The 17814-nt window shown below is 72.6% G+C and carries 16 protein-coding genes; 5 read left to right on the forward strand and 11 right to left on the reverse strand.

Annotated features, from left to right (window positions below; translation table 11 throughout):
* Positions 1 to 126: 126 nt before the first annotated feature.
* The 8 genes from AB0J69_RS36420 to AB0J69_RS36455 all read right to left on the reverse strand — a co-directional run bounded on the left by AB0J69_RS36420 (position 127) and on the right by AB0J69_RS36455 (position 9470).
* Positions 127 to 1638 carry a DHA2 family efflux MFS transporter permease subunit gene (locus AB0J69_RS36420; RefSeq protein ID WP_364127042.1) on the reverse strand — a complete coding sequence of 504 codons (1512 nt, stop codon included), beginning with the start codon at positions 1636 to 1638 and terminating at the stop codon, positions 127 to 129.
* Between the two features lie 35 nt (positions 1639 to 1673).
* Complete coding sequence (locus tag AB0J69_RS36425; protein ID WP_364127044.1) at positions 1674 to 4502, reverse strand: BTAD domain-containing putative transcriptional regulator; 2829 nt, start codon at positions 4500 to 4502, stop codon at positions 1674 to 1676.
* Positions 4503 to 4509: 7 nt separating this feature from the next.
* Positions 4510 to 5250, reverse strand: a complete 741-nt coding sequence (locus tag AB0J69_RS36430; protein ID WP_364127046.1) for an isocitrate lyase/phosphoenolpyruvate mutase family protein — start codon at positions 5248 to 5250, stop codon at positions 4510 to 4512.
* Entirely contained in the window at positions 5247 to 5990 is a 744-nt protein-coding gene (locus AB0J69_RS36435) for a cytochrome P450 (protein ID WP_364127048.1), read from the reverse strand. Before AB0J69_RS36435 ends, AB0J69_RS36430 begins: the two co-directional genes overlap by 4 nt.
* A gap of 59 nt (positions 5991 to 6049) precedes the next feature.
* Positions 6050 to 6742 carry a DUF998 domain-containing protein gene (locus AB0J69_RS36440; protein WP_364127051.1) on the reverse strand — a complete coding sequence of 231 codons (693 nt, stop codon included), beginning with the start codon at positions 6740 to 6742 and terminating at the stop codon, positions 6050 to 6052.
* Positions 6739 to 7944: a glycosyltransferase gene (locus tag AB0J69_RS36445; RefSeq protein ID WP_364127136.1), complete on the reverse strand. Its 1206-nt coding sequence runs from the start codon at positions 7942 to 7944 to the stop codon at positions 6739 to 6741. The genes AB0J69_RS36440 and AB0J69_RS36445 overlap by 4 nt, the downstream gene beginning before the upstream one ends.
* 71 nt (positions 7945 to 8015) lie before the next feature.
* Complete coding sequence (locus AB0J69_RS36450) at positions 8016 to 8816, reverse strand: DMT family transporter (protein ID WP_364127053.1); 801 nt, start codon at positions 8814 to 8816, stop codon at positions 8016 to 8018.
* A 36-nt stretch (positions 8817 to 8852) separates the two neighbouring features.
* Positions 8853 to 9470, reverse strand: coding sequence for a DedA family protein (locus AB0J69_RS36455; protein ID WP_364127056.1), 618 nt, complete (start codon positions 9468 to 9470; stop codon positions 8853 to 8855).
* 391 nt (positions 9471 to 9861) lie between these two features.
* Between AB0J69_RS36455 and AB0J69_RS36460 the strand changes: the two genes are divergently transcribed.
* Both AB0J69_RS36460 and AB0J69_RS36465 read left to right on the forward strand, forming a co-directional pair.
* Entirely contained in the window at positions 9862 to 11070 is a 1209-nt protein-coding gene (locus AB0J69_RS36460; protein WP_364127058.1) for a histidine kinase, read from the forward strand.
* Positions 11063 to 12034 carry a hypothetical protein gene (locus AB0J69_RS36465; protein WP_364127061.1) on the forward strand — a complete coding sequence of 324 codons (972 nt, stop codon included), beginning with the start codon at positions 11063 to 11065 and terminating at the stop codon, positions 12032 to 12034. The genes AB0J69_RS36460 and AB0J69_RS36465 overlap by 8 nt, the downstream gene beginning before the upstream one ends.
* Here the strand turns inward: AB0J69_RS36465 and AB0J69_RS36470 are convergent.
* From AB0J69_RS36470 to AB0J69_RS36480, 3 genes are all read right to left on the reverse strand, one after another.
* Entirely contained in the window at positions 11942 to 12583 is a 642-nt protein-coding gene (locus AB0J69_RS36470; RefSeq protein ID WP_364127064.1) for a VC0807 family protein, read from the reverse strand. The genes AB0J69_RS36465 and AB0J69_RS36470 overlap by 93 nt on opposite strands.
* Positions 12584 to 12796: 213 nt before the next feature.
* Entirely contained in the window at positions 12797 to 13450 is a 654-nt protein-coding gene (gene leuE, locus AB0J69_RS36475) for a leucine efflux protein LeuE (protein WP_364127066.1), read from the reverse strand.
* A gap of 49 nt (positions 13451 to 13499) precedes the next feature.
* Positions 13500 to 14756, reverse strand: a complete 1257-nt coding sequence (locus AB0J69_RS36480) for a serine hydrolase domain-containing protein (RefSeq protein WP_364127068.1) — start codon at positions 14754 to 14756, stop codon at positions 13500 to 13502.
* A 90-nt stretch (positions 14757 to 14846) separates the two neighbouring features.
* Between AB0J69_RS36480 and AB0J69_RS36485 the strand changes: the two genes are divergently transcribed.
* Genes AB0J69_RS36485 through AB0J69_RS36495 form a run of 3 tightly spaced genes read left to right on the forward strand, consistent with a single transcriptional unit; the run spans position 14847 to position 17726 of the window.
* Positions 14847 to 15707, forward strand: a complete 861-nt coding sequence (locus tag AB0J69_RS36485) for a TIGR03619 family F420-dependent LLM class oxidoreductase (RefSeq protein WP_364127071.1) — start codon at positions 14847 to 14849, stop codon at positions 15705 to 15707.
* A 31-nt stretch (positions 15708 to 15738) separates the two neighbouring features.
* Positions 15739 to 17130, forward strand: a complete 1392-nt coding sequence (locus AB0J69_RS36490; protein WP_364127073.1) for a selenium-binding protein SBP56-related protein — start codon at positions 15739 to 15741, stop codon at positions 17128 to 17130.
* A complete protein-coding gene (locus AB0J69_RS36495; RefSeq protein ID WP_364127139.1) occupies positions 17118 to 17726 on the forward strand; it encodes a hypothetical protein in 609 nt (202 codons plus the stop codon). Before AB0J69_RS36490 ends, AB0J69_RS36495 begins: the two co-directional genes overlap by 13 nt.
* Positions 17727 to 17814 lie beyond the last annotated feature (88 nt).

The raw sequence follows: 17814 nt of genomic DNA on the forward strand, positions 1-17814 counted from the left end.
GCCTCGCTCGCCCTTCGCCGCCCGCCCTTCGCCCGCCCGCCTGTCGCCTGAGCGCCTGTCGCCCGATCGTCCGTCGCCTTGGCCCCGTCGCCTCAGCCCCGCCGCCCGGGTCTCCGTCGCCTGGGCTCAGGAGCGTGCCGCGGTCAGGACCTCCTCCGGGATCTCCTTCGGCACGCCGCGCAGCCCCACCAGCGCGAGCACGGTCACCACGGCCAGCAGGCCCGCCGTGACCACCGAGGTCAGGTGCATGCCCGCGAGAAAGGCGTCCTGCGCCGCCCGGACGAGCTGCCCGCCCTGCTCGGCGGGCAGCGCCGTGGCCGTGCTCAGCGCCCCGGCGAGCGACTCCCGCGCGGCCTCACCCGGCACCGCGGCGGGCAGCTCCAGGTTGGCCCGGTAGGCGCTGGTCAGCACCGTGCCCAGGATCGCGATGCCGAGCGCCCCGCCCAGCTCGAACGCCGTCTCCGACACCGCCGCGGCGGCCCCCGCCCGCTGCCTCGGCGCGGTGGCCAGCACGTTGTCGTTGTTGACGGTGAAGGCGAACCCGACGCCCATGCCCTGGATGACCATCGCGGGCAGCAGCATCAGGTAGTTCAGCTCGGTGCCGAGCGTGGCGTAGTAGAGGAAGCCGGCGGCGTTCATGGCCATGCCCAGCGCGACCACGCCGTTCCGGCCGAGGTGCTGGATGAGCTTCGCGGCCAGGACTCCGCCCACCGCGCCGCTCAGGCCGCCCGGCAGCTGGGCCAGCCCCGCCTGCAGCGGCGACCAGCCGAGCACGAGCTGCAGGTACCAGGCGAACATCAGCATCATCGCCGACATGGCGAAGATCGCCAGCAGGTTCGTCAGGATGGACGCGCTGAACGCCCTGCGCCCGAAGAGCCGCACGTCGATCAGCGGCTCGGCCAGCCGCGTCTGCCGCCACACGAACAACGCCAGCAGCGCGATCCCGGCCGCGCCCGCCCCCACCACGTCGGCGTGCTCCAGCCCCTTGTGCGCGGCCTCCTTGATCGCGTAGATGGTGGTCACGATGCCGGCGACGGACAGGGCCACGCTGACCAGGTCGATCCGGCCCGCGCGCGGGTTGCTCGACTCGGGCAGCACCGCGATGCCGCCGACGATCACCAGCACCATGATCGGCACGTTGATCAGGAAGACCGAGCCCCACCAGAAGTGGTCGAGCAGCAGGCCGCCGACGACCGGGCCGATGGCGAAGCCGGCCGCGCTCATCCCGCTCCAGATGCCGATGGCGGCGGTCCGCTCGCCGGGTTCGGTGAACACGTTCCGGACGATCGACAGGGTCGAGGGCATGATCGTGGCGGCGGCGATGCCCAGCAGGGCCCTGGCCGCGATCAGCAGCTCGGCGCTCGGCGCGTACGCGGTGACCACCGAGGCGGCGCCGAACGCGGCCGCGCCGATCAGCAGCAGGCGCTTGCGGCCGATGCGGTCGCCCAGGTTGCCCATGGTGACGAGCAGGCCGGCCAGCGCGAAGCCGTACATGTCGCCGATCCACAGCAGTTGCGTGGAGGTCGCGCCGAGGTCGGCCACCAGGCTGGGCAGGGCCAGGTGCAGCACCGTGAGGTCGAGCGAGAGCAGGAGCGTGGCCAGGCAGGCGATGGCCAGGCAGGACCATTTGTTCTTCATGCCGCCCACTCTCGGGAGGGCGGCTGACGGCGGGCCTACCGTTCGCTGACGGCCCGGCTGACCTCCGCCAGCGCGGCCGTGATGCGGGCGCGGGTCTCCTCGGTGCTGTACCAGCCGACTGGGCACGTCTCGCGGGCCAGCGTGAGCAGCTCGTGCGCCTCGTCCAGGTCGCCGCCGGCCAGCGCCACCTCGCCCAGGCCGAGGTAGGCCCAGGCCAGGTTCTCCGTCGAGCCGTTCCTGCGCGCCAGCTCGGCCGCGCCCTCGTAGTCAGCCCGCGCGCCCTCCGCGTCGTCCAGGTGGATCAGCGCGTCGCCCCTGCGGCACAGGCCCTCGGCGATCTCCGTGTTCGCCCCGAGCTCGCGGGCCAGCGCGAGCGCCTCGTTGGTCAGCGCGTGCGCGGCCCGGTAGTCGCCCTGCAGCTGGCGCAGGGAGCCGAGCCCGGACAGGATCAGCACCATGCCCCACCGCTCCCCGATGGCCTTGAACGCCGCCAGGCTCGACTCGAACTGGGCCACCGCCTCGTCGAGCCGGCCGATGACCTGCAGGACGAACGCCTGCCCGCCGAAGGCCAGCGCCATCTGCCAGGGCGGCAGATTTTGCACCCGCTTGTGCTTGAGCAGCTCGTACGTCATCTCGAAGTCCGCGGGCGGCCCGGTGAACATCGACAGCAGCATCATGAGGAACTCCACCCGCGCCGGCAGGTAATCGATCGGCAGCAGGTGCCGCACCTCGTCCAGCCGCGCGCGCAGGAGCTCGTCCAGCCCTCCCGTCCACGCCGAGACGAGCACGCACATGACGTACTCCTCGTCGAGCGCCGGAAAGCGGGTGTCGCCGAGCGCGGCCAGCAGTCCGGTGGCCAGGTTCGCGCTGGTGCCTCGGTGGCCGCGCATCCACCAGTAGCAGGCGCTGTGCGCCAGCAGCCGCAGCCCCAGCTCGAACCGCTCCGTCTCGGTCGCCCAGCGCACGGCCGCGTCGAGCTCGCCGCTCTCCTCGTCCAGCCGGGCCAGCCACTCCAGCTGGTCGGCGGTGCGCAGCTTCGGGTCGGCCGTGAGCAGCAGGTCGAGGTAGTACGCGGCGTGCGCGTCGCGGATCGTGTCCCCCTCGCCCGACTCCATCAGCCGCTCCGCGCAGAACGCCCGGATCGTCTCCAGCATCCGGAACCGGCCGTCCACGAACTCCACCAGCGACTTCTCCGCCAGCGAGAACAGCAGCTCCTCCGGCAGCCCGCACACCCGCTCGGCCGCCTCGGCGCGTGCACCGCCCGCGAACGCGGTCAGCCGCCGGGCCATCCGCTGCTCGTCCTCGTCCAGCAGGTCCCAGCTCCACGCGACGACCGCGCGCAGCGTCTGGTGCCGCGGCAACGCCGTACGGCTGCCGCGGGTCAGCAGCCGGAACCGGTCGTCGAGCCGGGCCGCGACGTCGGACACCGACAGCGTCCGCAGCCGGGCCGCCGCCAGCTCGATCGCCAGCGGCAGCCCGTCGAGCGCCCGGCAGATGCGTACGACCTGCGCGCCGTTCCCCGCGTCCACCGCGAAACCCGGCCGGACGGCGGCGGCACGGTCGGCGAACAGCCGCACCGCCGGGTAGTCCAGCGGGCTGACCGCCTCCGGCGGCGGGAGCCGCAGCGGCGCAACGGGGAGGATGGACTCGCCCGTGATGCCCAGCGCCTCCCGCCCGGTCACCAGCACGCGCAGCCCCGGGCACGTGGCCAGCAGGTGGTCGGTCAGCTCGGCGGTGGCCGCGACGAGGTGCTCGCAGTTGTCCAGGACCAGCAGCAGCTCGCGCCCGGTCAGCGCGGTGACCAGCCTGGACACGGGGTCCAGGGTGGGCCGGTCGGGGGCGTGCAGGAAGGCGTCGCGGATGTCGAGCGCGGCCAGCACGGCGTGCGGCACGCCGTCCGCGTCGGAGACGGGCGCGAGCGGCACGAAGCACACGTCGCCCGGCGCCTGCGCGGACGCCTCGATCGCCAGCCGCGTCTTGCCCGCCCCGCCCGGCCCGATCAGCGTGACGAGCCTGTTGTCCCGGAGCCGGTCGCCCAGCCGGGCGAGCTCCTCGGTCCGGCCCACGAAGCTGGTGAGCTGGGCCCGCAGCCCGTGCCGGGAGCGTTGCCCGGACGCCGGGGGTGGCGGGGCGCCGAGCGCCGGGTCGGCCCTGAGCACGGCCAGGTGCGCGGCGGCCAGCTCGGCTCCCGGCTCGACGCCCAGCTCCTCGTCCAGCAGCTTCCTGGCCTCGTCGTAGACGGCCAGCGCCTCGGCCTGGCGGCCGCTGCCGTACAGGGCGCGCATGAGCTGGGCGCGCAGCCGCTCGCGCAGCGGGTGGGCGGCGATGAGCCCGCGCAGCTCGGCCACCAGATCGCGGTGCCGGCCCAGGTCGAGGTCCGCCTGCACGCGGTCCTCCGTGGCGGTCAGGCGCAGCTCCTCCAGGGCCGCCGCGGCGGCCTCGGCGTGCGGGGCGTCGGCCAGCGGCGCGCCCCGCCACAGCTCCAGCGCCTCGCGCAGCAGCTCCGCCGCCTGCCCCGGCTCGCCGCCGGCCAGCGCCTCCCGCCCGTCCCGGGTCAGGAGCTCGAACCTGCGCGCGTCCACGTCCCGGGGATCGGCGACCAGCCGGTATCCGGCCGGATGGAACTCCACCAGGTCCCGGCCCAGCGCCCGGCGCAACCGGGACACCTGTGACTGCAGCGCGTTGGCCACGCCCTCGGGGGGCCTGGGGCCGTACATGCCGTCCACGAGCTGCTCCGCGCCGACGATGCGGCCGGCGTGCAGGGCGAGCAGCGTGAGCAGGGCACGCACCCGCGGGCCGCCGAGCGTGACCGGCTCGCCGTCCTCGCCCAGCGCGGTGGTGGGCCCGAGGATCTGGAAGCGCATGCCTCGATTATCGCGGCAAGCTATCGGCGATCTCGGCATATGTCGGCATCCGTGGTGCGGGCTCGTCCCGGACCGCCAGCACCGTCGCGAGCGCCGCCCGCAGCGAGGCCCGGTAGAGGAGCGACCCGGTGCTCACCCGGGCCACGCCGGCCTCCGCGAGCCGTGCCAGCGAGGGGCCGCCCGGCTGGTAGAGCACGTTGAGCGGCAGCGGCGTGCTCGCGGCCACCTCCGCGATCTCGTCCGGGTCGCTCAGCCCGGGCACGAAGATCCCGTCGGCGTGGCCGTAGGCGCGCACCCGCTCGCGCGTGTCGCCGGTCCGCAGCCAGCACGTGTCCGTACGCGCGTTGACGAACACCCCGTGTCCCCTGGCGGCCTCGATGATCCGCTGGTGCAGCCCGATCGGGCGCAGCGTGCCGTCCGGGCGGCCGTCCTCCAGGTTGACGCCCGCGACTCCGAGCGCGGCCAGGCCCGCGACCAGGTCGGACACCTCGGCTGGGTCGTCGCTGAACCCGCCCTCGACGTCCACGGTCACCAGCACGCCCAGGCCGCTGATGGCCTCGGCCAGCTCGATCGTCTCGGCCCTGGTGGCGCCGGCCGCGTCCGGCCTGCCGTGCACGGCGGCCACTCCGAGGCTGGTCGTGCCGATCGCCGGGAACCCGTGCGCGGCCAGGAACGCGGCCGAGCCGTAGTCCCACGCGTTGGGCAGCACCAGCGGGTCGCCGGGGCGGTGCAGGTCGTGGAAGTTCACGTGAGCAGGCCCTCCAGCACCCCGGCGGCCAGCGCGAGCGCGTGGGCGGGCGCGGGACAGGGGCGTACGCCGTGGCCGAAGGTCAGGTGCGGCGTCCGGCCGCGCGCCGGGTCGAACCGCTCCGGCTCGGCGAACACGTCGCCGTCCCGGTTGACGGCCACCAGGTCGATCGTCACCTCGTCACCGGTGAGCTGATCCAGCCTGCGGGTGGCCCTGAGCGGCGGGTTCTCTCTGAGCGTCTCGTGCAGCAGCGCGTCGATGTCGTCGCCGGGCCGGGCCCGCTCCAGGGCGTTCTCGACGAGGCCCTCCGTGGCGGCGTGCGCCTGCAGCAACAGCGTGATCGTGGGGAGGCCGGTCCGCTCCAGCAGCTCGGCGACGGCCGCGTCGGCCCGCGGGCTCTCCTCGCCGGACAGGTAGCCGGCCGCGGCGGCGGGCACGGCGCGGGTGTCCTCGACCCCGAGCGCGGCGCCGAGCACCGCCGTGGGGACTCCCCGCCAGTCTCCGCCGCGTCGCCTGGTCATGGTTTCGGCCTCCGCGCGCAGAGCGCCGGGGTCGACCTGGTCCAGCAGCTCGACCAGCTCGCGACGCCGCCCGGCGTGCGTCTCGCCGGTGCTGAACCGCGACACCCGGGCGCGCAGCCAGGCCAGCGTCCCCTGCGCGCCGTCCTGGCGTACGGGAGGCGGCACGTACCTGGGGTCGGCGAGGACCGCCACTGCTTCGGCATGACGTGTGATGAGCATGGGTCCACGCTAGGACGAGGTCCTTTCGGCGGCGGTCGAAGTGTTCCGGCGGTAAGTCGTCAGGCGGCGAGCCGCTCCTGCTGTCCGGGGTGCTCCGGCCGTCCTTTTGCCTCGGCCGGCTCCGCCGGGGCCACCTCGGTGCGTACGCCGCTCCGGCCCGCGCCGATGGCCAGTGCCATGGCCGTGAGCAGCACCATCTCGGCCAGCACCACGGCGCGCTCCAGCAGCCCGTAGTAGGCGCCGCCGTTGATCAGCGGCGAGGTGACGGTGGCCGGATGGGCCGCCAGGTAGATCGCCAGCGTCACCGCGGAGGCCACGCTCATGGCACGCACCGCGTTCCACCGGGGCGCCGCCGCGCGGCCCCGGGCCAGCACCCAGCCGGCGACCGGCAGCGAGGTGAAGACGACCGCCGCCGACCAGCGGTGGATCTCGCCGGACAGCGAGCCCACCTGCGAGGTGCCGGGGTCGGTGGGGAAGATCGCGCTCATCATCAGCCCGGCCGCCCCGGCGATCAGCAGCACCCTGGCGGGCGCGGTGCGCACCGGGTCCGAGGCCGCCAGGCCGTAGGCGAGACTCAGGCACGCCCCCGCGAGTGCCAGCATCCCGACCAGCACGGGCATCAGCCCGCCGGAGACCAGCGCGTAGTCGCTGAGCAGAACCTGCGTGGGCAGCGCGACCTGCGCGTACGCGAGCGCGCCCGCGGACACCGCCGTGCCGATCACGGTGCCCCAGACACTCTGGCCTGGCGTCATTGAGCCACCTCATCGTAGATCCGCTCGAACCGGGCGAGCGACGACTGGTCGTCGTGGGTGAGCGCCAGCTCCCTGCTGGCCTTGCCGAGCCTGACCCGCAGGTCCTCGTCGGTGAGGATGGTCGTCAGGTGCCGGGCCAGGCCGACCACGTCGCCCGGCTCGTACAGGTAGCCGTTGTTGTCCACCAGGTGCGGCAGCGCCATCGCATTGGCGGCCACCACGGGCAGCCCCGAGGCCATGGCCTCCAGCGTGGCGATGCTCTGCAGCTCGGCGACGCCGGGCATGGCGAACACGTCGGCGGCGGCGAACGCCTGCGGCATGTTCTCGTCGGGGACGAAGCCGAGCAGGAACACCCGCTCGCTCACGCCGATGCGCTTGGCCAGCCGCTCCAGCTCGCCCCGCTGGTTGCCCTTGCCGACCAGCGCCACCTGCGCGTCGGTCTCGTTGAGGACGAGCGGCAGCGCGCGGATCAGCTCGTCCAGGCGCTTCTCCTCGTCCAGGCGGCCGACGAACAGGGCCGTGGGCCGGTCGGGCAGGTCGAACATCCTGCGCGCCCACGCCTTGGGCTCGGCGTGCGGGTGGAACCTGGTCAGGTCGATCCCGCAGGACACCGGCTCGACCTCGCGCGCGAACCCCTGGTCGGCCAGCAGCTTGGCGGCCAGCGGGGTGGGCGTGGTGATGTGGTCGGCCCGGCTGAAGATCCGGCTGAAGTCGCGCCAGGCGAGCTGTCCCGCCTTCGTCCGCAGGCGGTCGGGGATGTGGGCGAACTGGAAGAGGTTGTCGGGCATGAAGTGGTTGGTGGCCACGATCGGCACGCCGGCCCGGCGGGCGGCGGCGATGGCGGCCCGGCCGACCACGAAGTGGCCCTGGGTGTGCAGCACGTCGGGCCTGATGGAGGCGACCAGCCGGTCGAGCCGCGTCGGCACCGTGACCCGCATGGTCGGGTGGACCACCAGCGGCGCCGAGCGCAGCCGGTGCACGACGACGCCGTCCACCACGTCGGCGCTGGCCGGCCCCTGGTCCGACTGGCAGACCACGTGCACCTCGTTGCCGCGCGCGGCCAGGCCCGTGGCCAGGCGGTGGGTGAAGTAGGCGGCGCCGTTCACGTCGGGGGGATAGGTGTCGGACGAGATCAGGATCCGGCGGGGACGTTCGGGGGCGGGTGAGAGGGAGGCGACGTCGGGGACGGTGTGGAGGGGCATGGCCATTTCGGTGAACTCCGATTTCACAGCGGCTTGGGGAGAGCCGGAAGGAAGGGACAGGAAGGGGAACATCAATGGGCCTCCAGCGGGCTGGTCCGCGCCAGGGCCACGGTGCCCGCCGCGGTCAGCAGGGCCGCCATGACCGGCAGGATCCCGGTCGGCAGCGGCTCGCCCAGCAGCAGCGCGCCGAACGCCACCGCGGTGAGCGGGTCGGCGATCTGCAGCGAGGCGAAGGAGACGCCGAAGTGCCCGACGGCGTAGGCCCGCTGGAGCATCATCAGCGCCAGCAGGGCCGGGATCGGCAGCGCCAGCAGGTACCACCAGTTCCAGGCGCCGTCGACCAGCACCCGCATGAGGGTGGCGGTGGCGCCGTACAGCACGCCGGAGCTGGTCGCCAGCAGGGCCGCCCGCCCGGCGGGCGAGGCGGCCTTCGAACCGGCCCACAGCAGCACTGCCGCCACCCCGGACACCCCCAGCAGCGTGAGCACGCCGTTGGGGCTGAGGTAGGTGGGACCGTCGGACTCGGGGACCAGCAGCACCAGACCGATCAGCCCGGCCGCCACCACCCCCGCCGCCGCCAGCTCCTTGCGCTCCGGCTTGCGGCCGTGCAGCGTGGCGGCCAGGGGCAGCGCGAACAGCAGGCTCGCCACGCCCATGGGTTGGACGATGGTCAGCGGGCCGAGTCCGAGCGCGACGATGTGCAGGCCACCACCCGCCAGGATGGACACGCCGCCGAGCAGCCAGCGCGGCCTCCGCAGCAGCGCGAGCAGCCCCGGCTTGGCGGTGCCGACCGCCTCGAACTGTTGCAGGGCCGCCCCGAGCGCGAAGAACAGCGAACCGACCAGGGCGATCACCGCGGCCAGCACAGTCATGCGCACTCCTCTCAGACGGATAGTTGCCAGGCAGGGTCAAACGGACGTGTCCGCCGGAAGACGTTCTGACGAAGCCTGGATGGCGCGCCGCTTCCGCAGCCATCGCACGACCTCCACGGCGGCGGTGATGGACAGCGCGATGCCCAGGCCGAGCAGCAGTCCCTTGATCGGGTCGTTCTCGAACGCCATCCCGCCGAAGAAGCCGATCAGCCCGGAGTACACCGCCCACGAGCCGGCCGCGATCGCGTCGAAGAAGGTGAACGAGCGCCGCGGATACCGGACCGCGCCCATGGTGAGCGTGGTCGCGGTCCGCCCGCCGGGGATGTACCTGGCCACGACCAGGACGAGCCCGCCCCGCTCGGCCAGGGCCTGCCGCGCCCAGACGAACGCCTTCTTCTCCCGCAGCCTCCCGCCCGACTTCTTGCCGATCAGGTAGGAGATGTGGTCCCCGGCGAACGCGCCGAGCGCCGCGACCAGGATCACCAGCGCCAGGTTCGTCTCACCGGTCGCGGCGAAGACCCCCGCCGTGATGACGGACGTCTCGGCGGGCACGACGGGGAAGAACCCGTCGAGCAGCGCGAGGGCGAAGATCGCGGCGTACAGCCACGGTGACGACATGGCCTGCTGGACCAGGTCGAGGATGGCGTGCGACATAAGAGAGAACTCCGATCGTCAGGGCACCCACACAGCGTCTCGGTGCGGGACGGCCGGGCACATCGGGGATGCCCCGGGTCGAACGCGGCCCTTTCCCTTACACGGGTCAGGGCCGGTACCCCATGAAGGTAGAAACTCCGCAGGTCATGGCACATCGGACGATCGGCACGCGTTACCCCCTACTTTCGTCGGGGGCCCGCCCGCCACCTCCGGGTGACACCATCGATCAAACCGGTTTCCGCAGGCGGACACAGGAGTGGAGGTAGGCGCTTTCGGGGTGGGGCTAGCCCTACCGTGACGGGTGGCTCGTACTCCACCCTGACTTTCGTCAGGGGATACGCCTGACTTCGGACGGCACCCGCCCGCGAGCGCGGCGGATAACGTCGGTGCGGTGAAGCGTCTGCGTCCTCTCCGCCGGGAAAGCCGCCGCCAGGTGGTCTACGACCTGCTGCTCTGGGTCGTGCTCGGCGCCTTCGTCGCCGCCATGGGGCCCGACCCGTTCCAGGATCCGGCCGGGTGGGGCATGGTGACGGTGCCCAGGGTGGGGCTCGCCGCGGTGGCCGTGCTCGTCGGCCGGCCCTGGCCGCTGGCCGCGCTGGTGCTGCTGCTGCCGCTGGGGCCGTGGCAGTTCAGCGAGGGGTTCGCGACCGTGGACCTGAGCTGGCTGCTGCCCCGGCGGAACGTGAAGATCTTCCCGCTGCTGGCGACGTCTCCGTTCATCATCTGGTACGCGTACCTGACCGGGCGGCGCATAGCCCGCGCGTGGCCGGCCCTGCTGGCCTTCTGCCTGATCTCGCTGGTCGGGGTGACCGTGGTGCTGAGGATGGGCGGTGACCTGGCTCTGTGGGTGTCCATGGTCACCGCGCTCGTCGGCACCTATCTCGTGCCCTACCTGTTCGGCGTGCTGCGCCGCAAGCTGCTGCAGCAGCGGCGGCAGACCAGGCTGTCGGCCGAGGCGCAGGCCAGGCTGCGCGAGCGGGCCAGGATCGCGCGGGACATGCACGACTCGCTCGGCCACGACCTGGCCCTGATCGCGGTCCGGGCCGCCGGTCTGGAGCTGGCCCCCGGGCTGGCCCCGGCACAGGTGAAGGCGGCGGGGGAGCTGCGGATCGCGGCGGCGGACGCCACGGAGCGGCTGCGGCAGATCATCGGGCTGCTGCGCGAGGACGCCGACGCGGCGCCGCTGTCCCCCGTGGGGGAGGACGTGTCCGAGTTGGTCCGGCGGGCGACGGACTCGGGCATGTCGATCACGCTGGACCTGTCGCCGGGACCGGTGCCCGGCCTGGCCCGCGCCGTGGTGCAGGAGGGCCTCACGAACGCCGCCAAGCACGCGCCGGGGGCCGCCGTCGAGGTGTCGGTCTCGCCGCTGCGCGTCCGCGTACGCAACGGGCCGGCCCGCTCCCGGCCCACGGGGCGGTCCGGCGGGCTGGGGCTGGCGGGCCTGCGCGAGCGCGTACGCCTGGCCGGTGGCACGCTCGCGGCGGGCCCGGTGGGCGACGGCTTCGAGCTGAGCGTGACCCTCCCCCGCGAGGGGGAGGAGGATCCCCACCGGTCGGGAGGGAACCCCCCGCCGCACGAGCCACGCTCAGGGCATGGCTGAACACACACCGGGCATCGGCCGCCGCACCGCCGCCATCGTGGCGGTCGCCGCCATGCTGCCCTACCTCACGCTGAAGGTTCTCTGGCTGACCGGCAGCCCGATCGGCGTGAGCGATCCGGACCTGATGAGCGATCCCGCGATGGCCGGGCTCAACGCGATGACCTTTGGCATGGACGCGGTGGGCCTGGTGCTGGCGCTGGCCTTCATCATGAGCTGGGGCGCGCGGCTGCCCGCCTGGCTGGTGCTGCTGCCGCTGTGGGTGGGCACGGGCCTGCTGTCGGTGGTGGTGGTCAGCGCGCCGATCGTCGTGGCGGCCGCCGGGACGGCCGTCTTCGCCGGCGGCCCCATCGAGCCGTGGGTCTACCTGATGGTCTACGGCGGGTTCGTGGGGCAGGGCGCCGGTCTGATGACGGCCTTCGCCCTCTACGCCCGCGACCGCTGGCCGGCCGTCTTCACCACGCGTGTCGGTCACGCCTTCCCCAGCCCGACCGGGTCCCTGCAGGCGGTCGTCGCCTGGGGCGCGCTGCCGGTGGCCGCGGTGATCGGCGGGGTCAGGCTGTGTTGGGCGTTCGACGGGCCGGTCGCCGCCGCGGTGCAGAACGGGTTCAAGGGCCTGCTGGCGATCGGCGGTGCCGCCGCGCTCGTCGCGGTCGTCAGGCGATGGGGCCGGGGGCCGTTCTGGCGCCCGCTGGTCCTGGCCTGGCTGGGCTCGGGCTCGCTGTTCGGGTGGGGCCTCTACGCCATGATCGTCAGGTCCGCGGGCGGGCCGCTCAGCGCGGGGGCGGGCGGCGCGGCCGACTTCGTGGAGCTGTTCGGTCTGCTGGCCGGGCTCGTGATGGGGATGTGCGGGGCGTTCCTGCTGGCCGAGCGGTCAGGCGTGGGAGACGTGCAGCCGGTGCAGGAGCCGCTTGAAGGCGATGATGGAGAACGTGATCGCCGTGCCGCTGATCACGGCCACCGCTGAGGTGCGCAGCACCATGAACGCGCCCAGCGAGCCCGCCAGCGACTCGTAGACCGCCAGGAAGATGCTCAGCGTCGAGTTCATCAGCAGCACGAACGCCCACAACAGCGTGATCCTGGCGAAGAACCGGCGCACCCGCTCGTGCTTGAGCACCGCCGACGGCAGGTGGATGTAGTCGAGCGTGAGCTTCTGCACGAGCGGCCTGTTCAGCCGGACGGAGGCGAGGAAGGCGATGCTGATGCAGATCGTGCCCATTTCCGGCTGGATGAAGAACCACATCCACGTGCCGGTCCAGAACGCCACGATCGCCCGGATGGTGATCGCGAACGCGGCCAGCCACATGGTGGCGGGCACCTTGACCCGCTTGATCAGCCGCCAGGCGACTCCTAGGTAGACCCAGGCGACGGTCAGGGCCAGCGCCCATTTGAAGCCGAGGATGACCATGGCCAGGTAGAACACGGCCAGTGGGGCCACGACGCCCTCGAGCAGCCGGGGAGCCGCCTGCCGGGCGAGCGCGGTGAGGCGTGGGAGGGTAACCGGAGAATGGTTCAAGGCTGCTCCGCAGATAGGCCGACGATCAGCGTCTACCCGGGCTTCGGGGGACCAGGCTTTCCGGATGGACCGCTCGGTGTCACCAGAGCGTCATCACCGTTGTCCCGGGAAGCACGCCGGTGGCCTACCGTACCCGAGGCGGGGTGGTGCGACTGCCTCTTTTGACTCGTTCCATCTGTCTCCACGAAAACAGTGCCGCCTTGAATGCGGCTTTCATCCGAGTGACGCGGTGGCAAGTTTCGCGCCAAACCCCAAGAAAACGGCACCGACGCCGGAGGTCAGGCCGGCGCTGAGCCTGCGGCGGCGGCGGAACTGCCCGGCCAGGAAAGAGCCCCCGAAGATCAGCGCGGTCAGGTAGAGGAAGCTGAAGACCTGGACGACCGCGCCCAGGATGACGAACGACAGCGCGGGGGTGGCGTAGCCGGGGTCCACGAACTGGACGAAGAACGAGACGAAGAACAGGATCGCCTTCGGGTTCAGCAGGCTGATCGTCAGGGCCTTGCGGAACGGGCGGCCCTCCGCCCTTGGTACGGGCGCCTCTGCCGGTGCCGCCATCTCGTCGGAGCGCCAGGCCTTCCAGGCGCCGCGGATCATCTGGAAGCCGATCCACGCCAGGTAGCCGGCGCCCGCGTACTTGACGATCGTGAACAGCGGCGGGTTGGAGCGCAGGAGGGAGGCGGCGCCGGCGGCGGCGAGGAACATCAGCACGGTGTCGCCGGCGAAGACGCCCGCGGCGGCCCGGTAGCCCTGGCGGACGCCGTTCCGGGCGGCGAAGGTGAGGACGTACAGGGAGTTCGGGCCGGGCAGGAGAATGATCAGGAAGGCGCCGACGACGTAGGCCCAGAAATCCCTGATACCGAAGAACATGCCGCTCGCTCCTGAGTGAGGACAGGTGACATATAACGGTATCGCGTGATTAATCCCCGGTGGCGTACCAGATCCCCCCGTAAGCCTGCCGGTAGCCGAGTGCCCGATATGTCGCGTCCACCAGGGCCTGGCCCCGCGGGTTGATGCCGAGCCCGGCGAACTGCTTGTTCATGGTGTAGCCGAACGCCAGCCGCGCCGCCGGATCGCAGAACCCGACCGACCCGCCCATCCCCACGTGCCCGAACGCGGTGTCCGACATGAGCGCGCCCTCGCTGTCGGGCTGCGGGAGATGCCGGTTGTCCACCGACTTCATGAAGCCCAGCGCGAAGTGCGTCGGCGCGAGCAGCACCGCGTCGGTCCCCGCCGAAGCGGTCTGCGCCATGAGGGCCAGGTGTTCCCGGCTCACCAGGTCGCCGCCGCCCAGCGACAGCGGCCGGTACATGCCCGCCAGCCCCCGCGCGTTCGTGATCGCCCCGACAGCCCCGATCTCGGCGGCGTGCGCGGCCCGGCTGTCGGACTCGCCGAGCGCCATGTACCCGCCCTCGTGGGCCAGCACCAGCGCGGACATCGAGGAGGGATCACTGAACGCCTTGAGGTAAAACGACGGCGGCGCCTCCGGCGGATCCGCCGGAATCGTCGGCGCGACTCTGCTTGATGTCGCCGAGTCCGCGACTCTGCTCGATGTCGCCGGGTCCGCGACCCTGTCTTCTCGTTCCTCCGGCAGCCCGATCCAGAAGTCCAGCCCGAGCGGCTCGGCCACCTCCTCGCGGAAGAACGTGCCGAGCGAGCGCCCGCTCACCCGCCGCACGATCTCCCCGACCAGGTAGCCGAACGTCAGCGCGTGGTATCCGTGCCTGGTCCCCGGCTCCCAGAACGGCTCCTGCTCGGCCAGCCGCCCGGTCATCAGCTTCCAGTCGTAGAACGCGCCCGGCGGCAGCGGCTCGCGCAGCGCGGGCAGCCCGGCCTGGTGCGCCAGCAGGTGCCGCACCAGCGTGCCGCCCTTGCCGCGGGCGCCGTACTCGGGCCAGTAGCGGATGACCGGCGCGTCCAGGTCGAGGTCGCCGCGCGCGGCCAGCATGTGGGCGCAGAGGGAGGTCGCGCCCTTGGTGCACGACCAGACGTGCCCGATCGTGTCGTCCGCCCAGGGAACGCCGGGCGCGGCCTGCCCGCCCCACAGGTCGACGGCCACCTCACCGCCGACGATCACGCATACCGACGCCCCCACCTCGCCATGCTGGGCGAGATTGGCCTCGAACTCCTCCGCCACCTGGGAGAACCGGGGATCGCAAGTGCCGTGCACGGTCATTTCCCGAATGCATCACGAAAGAGGCCGCCTGTAAACCGATGACTTTCCGGCCCACTCAAGGTCGGATACGAAGACAGGAAGGAGCTGGACATGGACTTCGGAATCGGCCTCCCGACGTCGGGACGGCACGCCGACCCGGAACAGATCGTGCGGATGGCGCAGGACGCCGAGCGCGCGGGGCTCGGGGCGGTATGGACCTACGAACGGCTGCTGCGGCCCGCCCAGCCGTGGATGCTGGGGCTGGACCAGCCCGTGCCGCTGCCCGACCACAGCGGCTCCGTCTACGACCCGCTGGAGACGCTGGCGTACGTCGCGGCCAAGACCAGCACCATCCGCCTCGGTACGAGCGTCATCGACGCCCTGTTCCACAACCCGGTCGTGCTCGCCAAGCGGCTGGCCACCCTCGACCGGCTCAGCGGCGGCCGGGCCATGATCGGGCTGGGGCAGGGCTGGATGGCGCAGGAGTTCGAGGCGGCCGGCGTGCCCGCCAAGCGGCGCGGGGCCGGCTTCGAGGAGCACCTCCAGGCCATGCGGGCATGCTGGGGCCCCGACCCGGTGAGCTTCTCGGGCCGCTTCTACTCGATCCCCGAGGCGGAGATCGGCCCCAAGCCGTCGGGGCTGACCCTGCTGGCGGGCGTGGCGGCGCCGGCGGCGATCGAGCGGGCGGTCACGCTCGGGCTGGGGCTGTCCGTGGTGGTGTTCGCCTGGGACCAGCTCAGGCAGACCGTCGAGGCGTACGGCAAGGGCCCCGGCCCGCTCGTGCTCCAGGTGAACGGCCCGATCACCGACCGGCCCCTGGACGATCGCATGCCCTTGACCGGCTCGCCCGAGCAGGTGGCCGAGGACCTGGCACAGGCGCGGGCGCTCGGCGCCGACCACGTGTTCTGGCAGCCGTTCGAGACCGGCGCGGAGGAGCTGATCGGGCGCATCAAGGAGATCATTACCTATTGACCGTGTAGGGAATCGGTCTATATCTGGAGAGATGACTCTCTGGACTCCCGACCCCACGTTCTACCCCTCCCCGAGGGACGCCGCCGCCGCTCCGGAAGAGAAACTCGCCTACGTCGCCGCGTTCGACCGGGCCGCCGCCCGGCCGGACGCGCTGGCCGTCATCGACACCGACCAGTCCTCGCCCGGCTACGGCACGGTCGCGGGCTGGACCGACCTGCCCAACACCGGTGACGAGCTGCACCACTTCGGCTGGAACGCCTGCAGCAGCGCCCTGTGCCCGAACGCGCCCCACCCGCACGTCGAGCGCCGCTACCTCGTCGTGCCGGGGCTGCGCTCCTCGCGCATCCACATCTACGACACCAAGGACCGGATCAGCCCCGAGCTGGTCAAGGTCATCGAACCGGAGACGCTGGCCCGGCGCGCCGGCTACTCGCGCCCGCACACGGTCCACTGCGGCCCCGAGGGGCTGTACGTCTCCGCCCTCGGAGGCGCCGACGGCCAGGACGGGCCGGGCGGCATCGCGGTGCTCGACCACACCTCCTTCGACGTGGTCGGGCAGTGGGAGCTGGACCGCGGGCCGCAGTACCTGGCCTACGACTTCTGGTGGCACATCAACCAGGACGTGCTGATCTCCTCGGAGTGGGGCACGCCGTCGATGATCGAGGACGGGATCGTCGGGGAGCTGCTGCTCGGCCGCAAATACGGCCACAAGCTGCACTTCTGGGACCTGCGCAAGCGCGCGCACATGCAGGAGGTGGACCTGGGCGACGAGCACCAGATGCCGCTGGAGCTGCGCCCCGCCCACGACCCGACCCGCCTGTACGGCTTCGTCGGCGTGGCCATCAGCGTCGAGGACCTGTCGGCGTCCGTCTGGCTCTGGTTCCACGAGGACGGCCGGTGGCAGGCGCGCAAGGTCATCTCCATCCCCGCCGAACCGGCCGACGCCGACCGCCTGCCGCCGCTCCTGCGGCCGTTCGGCGCGGTGCCGCCGCTGGTGACCGACATCGCGCTGTCGGTGGACGATCGGCGCCTGTACGTGTCGTGCTGGGGGACCGGAGAGCTCAAGCAGTACGACGTGTCGGACCCGTACAAGCCGGTGGAGCTGGGCTCCCTGAGGGCGGGCGGCATCGCGCGCCAGGCCACGCACCCGGCCCGGCCCGGACTCCCGCTGCGCGGCGGGCCGCAGATGGTCGAGGTCAGCCGCGACGGCCGCCGCGTCTACCTGACCAACTCCCTGTACGGCGCCTGGGACGACCAGTTCTACCCGGACGGGGTGGGCGCCTGGATGGCCAGGATCGACACGGAGCCGTTCACCTTCGACCCCCGCTTCTTCCCGCACGGGGACGACTTCCGCGGCCTGCGCCCCCACCAGGTGCGCCTGCAGGGCGGTGACGCCTCCTCCGACTCCTACTGCTACCCGTGACCCTCGCCGCGGTGCTCCTGCTCGGCGCCTTCCACGGCCTCAACCCCGCCATGGGCTGGCTCTTCGCCGTGGCCCGCGGCCTGCAGGAACGCAGCCTGGACCGGCTCCTGCAGTCGATCCCCATGATCGCCCTGGGCCACCTCGCCTCGGTGGCCCTGGTGGCGCTCGTGGTCGCCGCGACCGGCTCCCTGGTCACCGGCACGGTGCTGTCGGTCGGCGGCGGGCTGGTGCTGGTGGGCTTCGGCCTGTGGCGGCTGCTGTCGCGCCGGCACTTCCGGTGGGTGGGGATGCGGCTGTCGTTGTGGCAGCTGGCCGGCTGGTCGTTCCTGATGTCGTCGGCGCACGGGGCCGGGCTGATGCTGCTGCCGGTCTTCACCGGTCTGCGGGCCGAGGGTCACGCGGGCCATGCCGCCTCCGGCGGCCTGGGCGTGGCGGCCCTCCACACGCTGGCCATGTTCGTGGTGGCCGGGGGGATCGCTGTGATCGTCTACAAGGTGGCCGGGCTGACGGTGCTCCGGCGCGCCTGGTTCAACGTGGACCGCATGTGGGCGGCGGCCCTGGTGGCTGCGGGGATCATCACGCTGGTCCAGGTCTGACCGGCCGCCGGTCGCTTCCCTGGCGGCCAGCGGGAGCACCCGGTGCGGCACCACGGTCGACAGCGTGATGACGGTCGTGCTGCGCCGC

Origin of the sequence: Nonomuraea sp. NPDC049709, assembly GCF_040674815.1 — a bacterium.
GTDB lineage: Bacteria > Actinomycetota > Actinomycetes > Streptosporangiales > Streptosporangiaceae > Nonomuraea.

What these genes read in the sequence shown, in the direction of transcription:
- AB0J69_RS36450 (WP_364127053.1), bottom strand. Translation starts at nt 8,816, where the DNA reads ATGACTGTGCTGGCCGCGGTGATCGCCCTGGTCGGTTCGCTGTTCTTC.
- AB0J69_RS36455 (WP_364127056.1), bottom strand. Translation starts at nt 9,470, where the DNA reads ATGTCGCACGCCATCCTCGACCTGGTCCAGCAGGCCATGTCGTCACCG.
- AB0J69_RS36480 (WP_364127068.1), bottom strand. Translation starts at nt 14,756, where the DNA reads ATGACCGTGCACGGCACTTGCGATCCCCGGTTCTCCCAGGTGGCGGAG.
- AB0J69_RS36420 (WP_364127042.1), bottom strand. Translation starts at nt 1,638, where the DNA reads ATGAAGAACAAATGGTCCTGCCTGGCCATCGCCTGCCTGGCCACGCTC.
- AB0J69_RS36425 (WP_364127044.1), bottom strand. Translation starts at nt 4,502, where the DNA reads ATGCGCTTCCAGATCCTCGGGCCCACCACCGCGCTGGGCGAGGACGGC.
- AB0J69_RS36440 (WP_364127051.1), bottom strand. Translation starts at nt 6,742, where the DNA reads ATGACGCCAGGCCAGAGTGTCTGGGGCACCGTGATCGGCACGGCGGTG.
- AB0J69_RS36490 (WP_364127073.1), top strand. Translation starts at nt 15,739, where the DNA reads ATGACTCTCTGGACTCCCGACCCCACGTTCTACCCCTCCCCGAGGGAC.
- AB0J69_RS36435 (WP_364127048.1), bottom strand. Translation starts at nt 5,990, where the DNA reads ATGCTCATCACACGTCATGCCGAAGCAGTGGCGGTCCTCGCCGACCCC.
- AB0J69_RS36465 (WP_364127061.1), top strand. Translation starts at nt 11,063, where the DNA reads ATGGCTGAACACACACCGGGCATCGGCCGCCGCACCGCCGCCATCGTG.
- leuE (WP_364127066.1), bottom strand. Translation starts at nt 13,450, where the DNA reads ATGTTCTTCGGTATCAGGGATTTCTGGGCCTACGTCGTCGGCGCCTTC.
- AB0J69_RS36485 (WP_364127071.1), top strand. Translation starts at nt 14,847, where the DNA reads ATGGACTTCGGAATCGGCCTCCCGACGTCGGGACGGCACGCCGACCCG.
- AB0J69_RS36445 (WP_364127136.1), bottom strand. Translation starts at nt 7,944, where the DNA reads ATGCCCCTCCACACCGTCCCCGACGTCGCCTCCCTCTCACCCGCCCCC.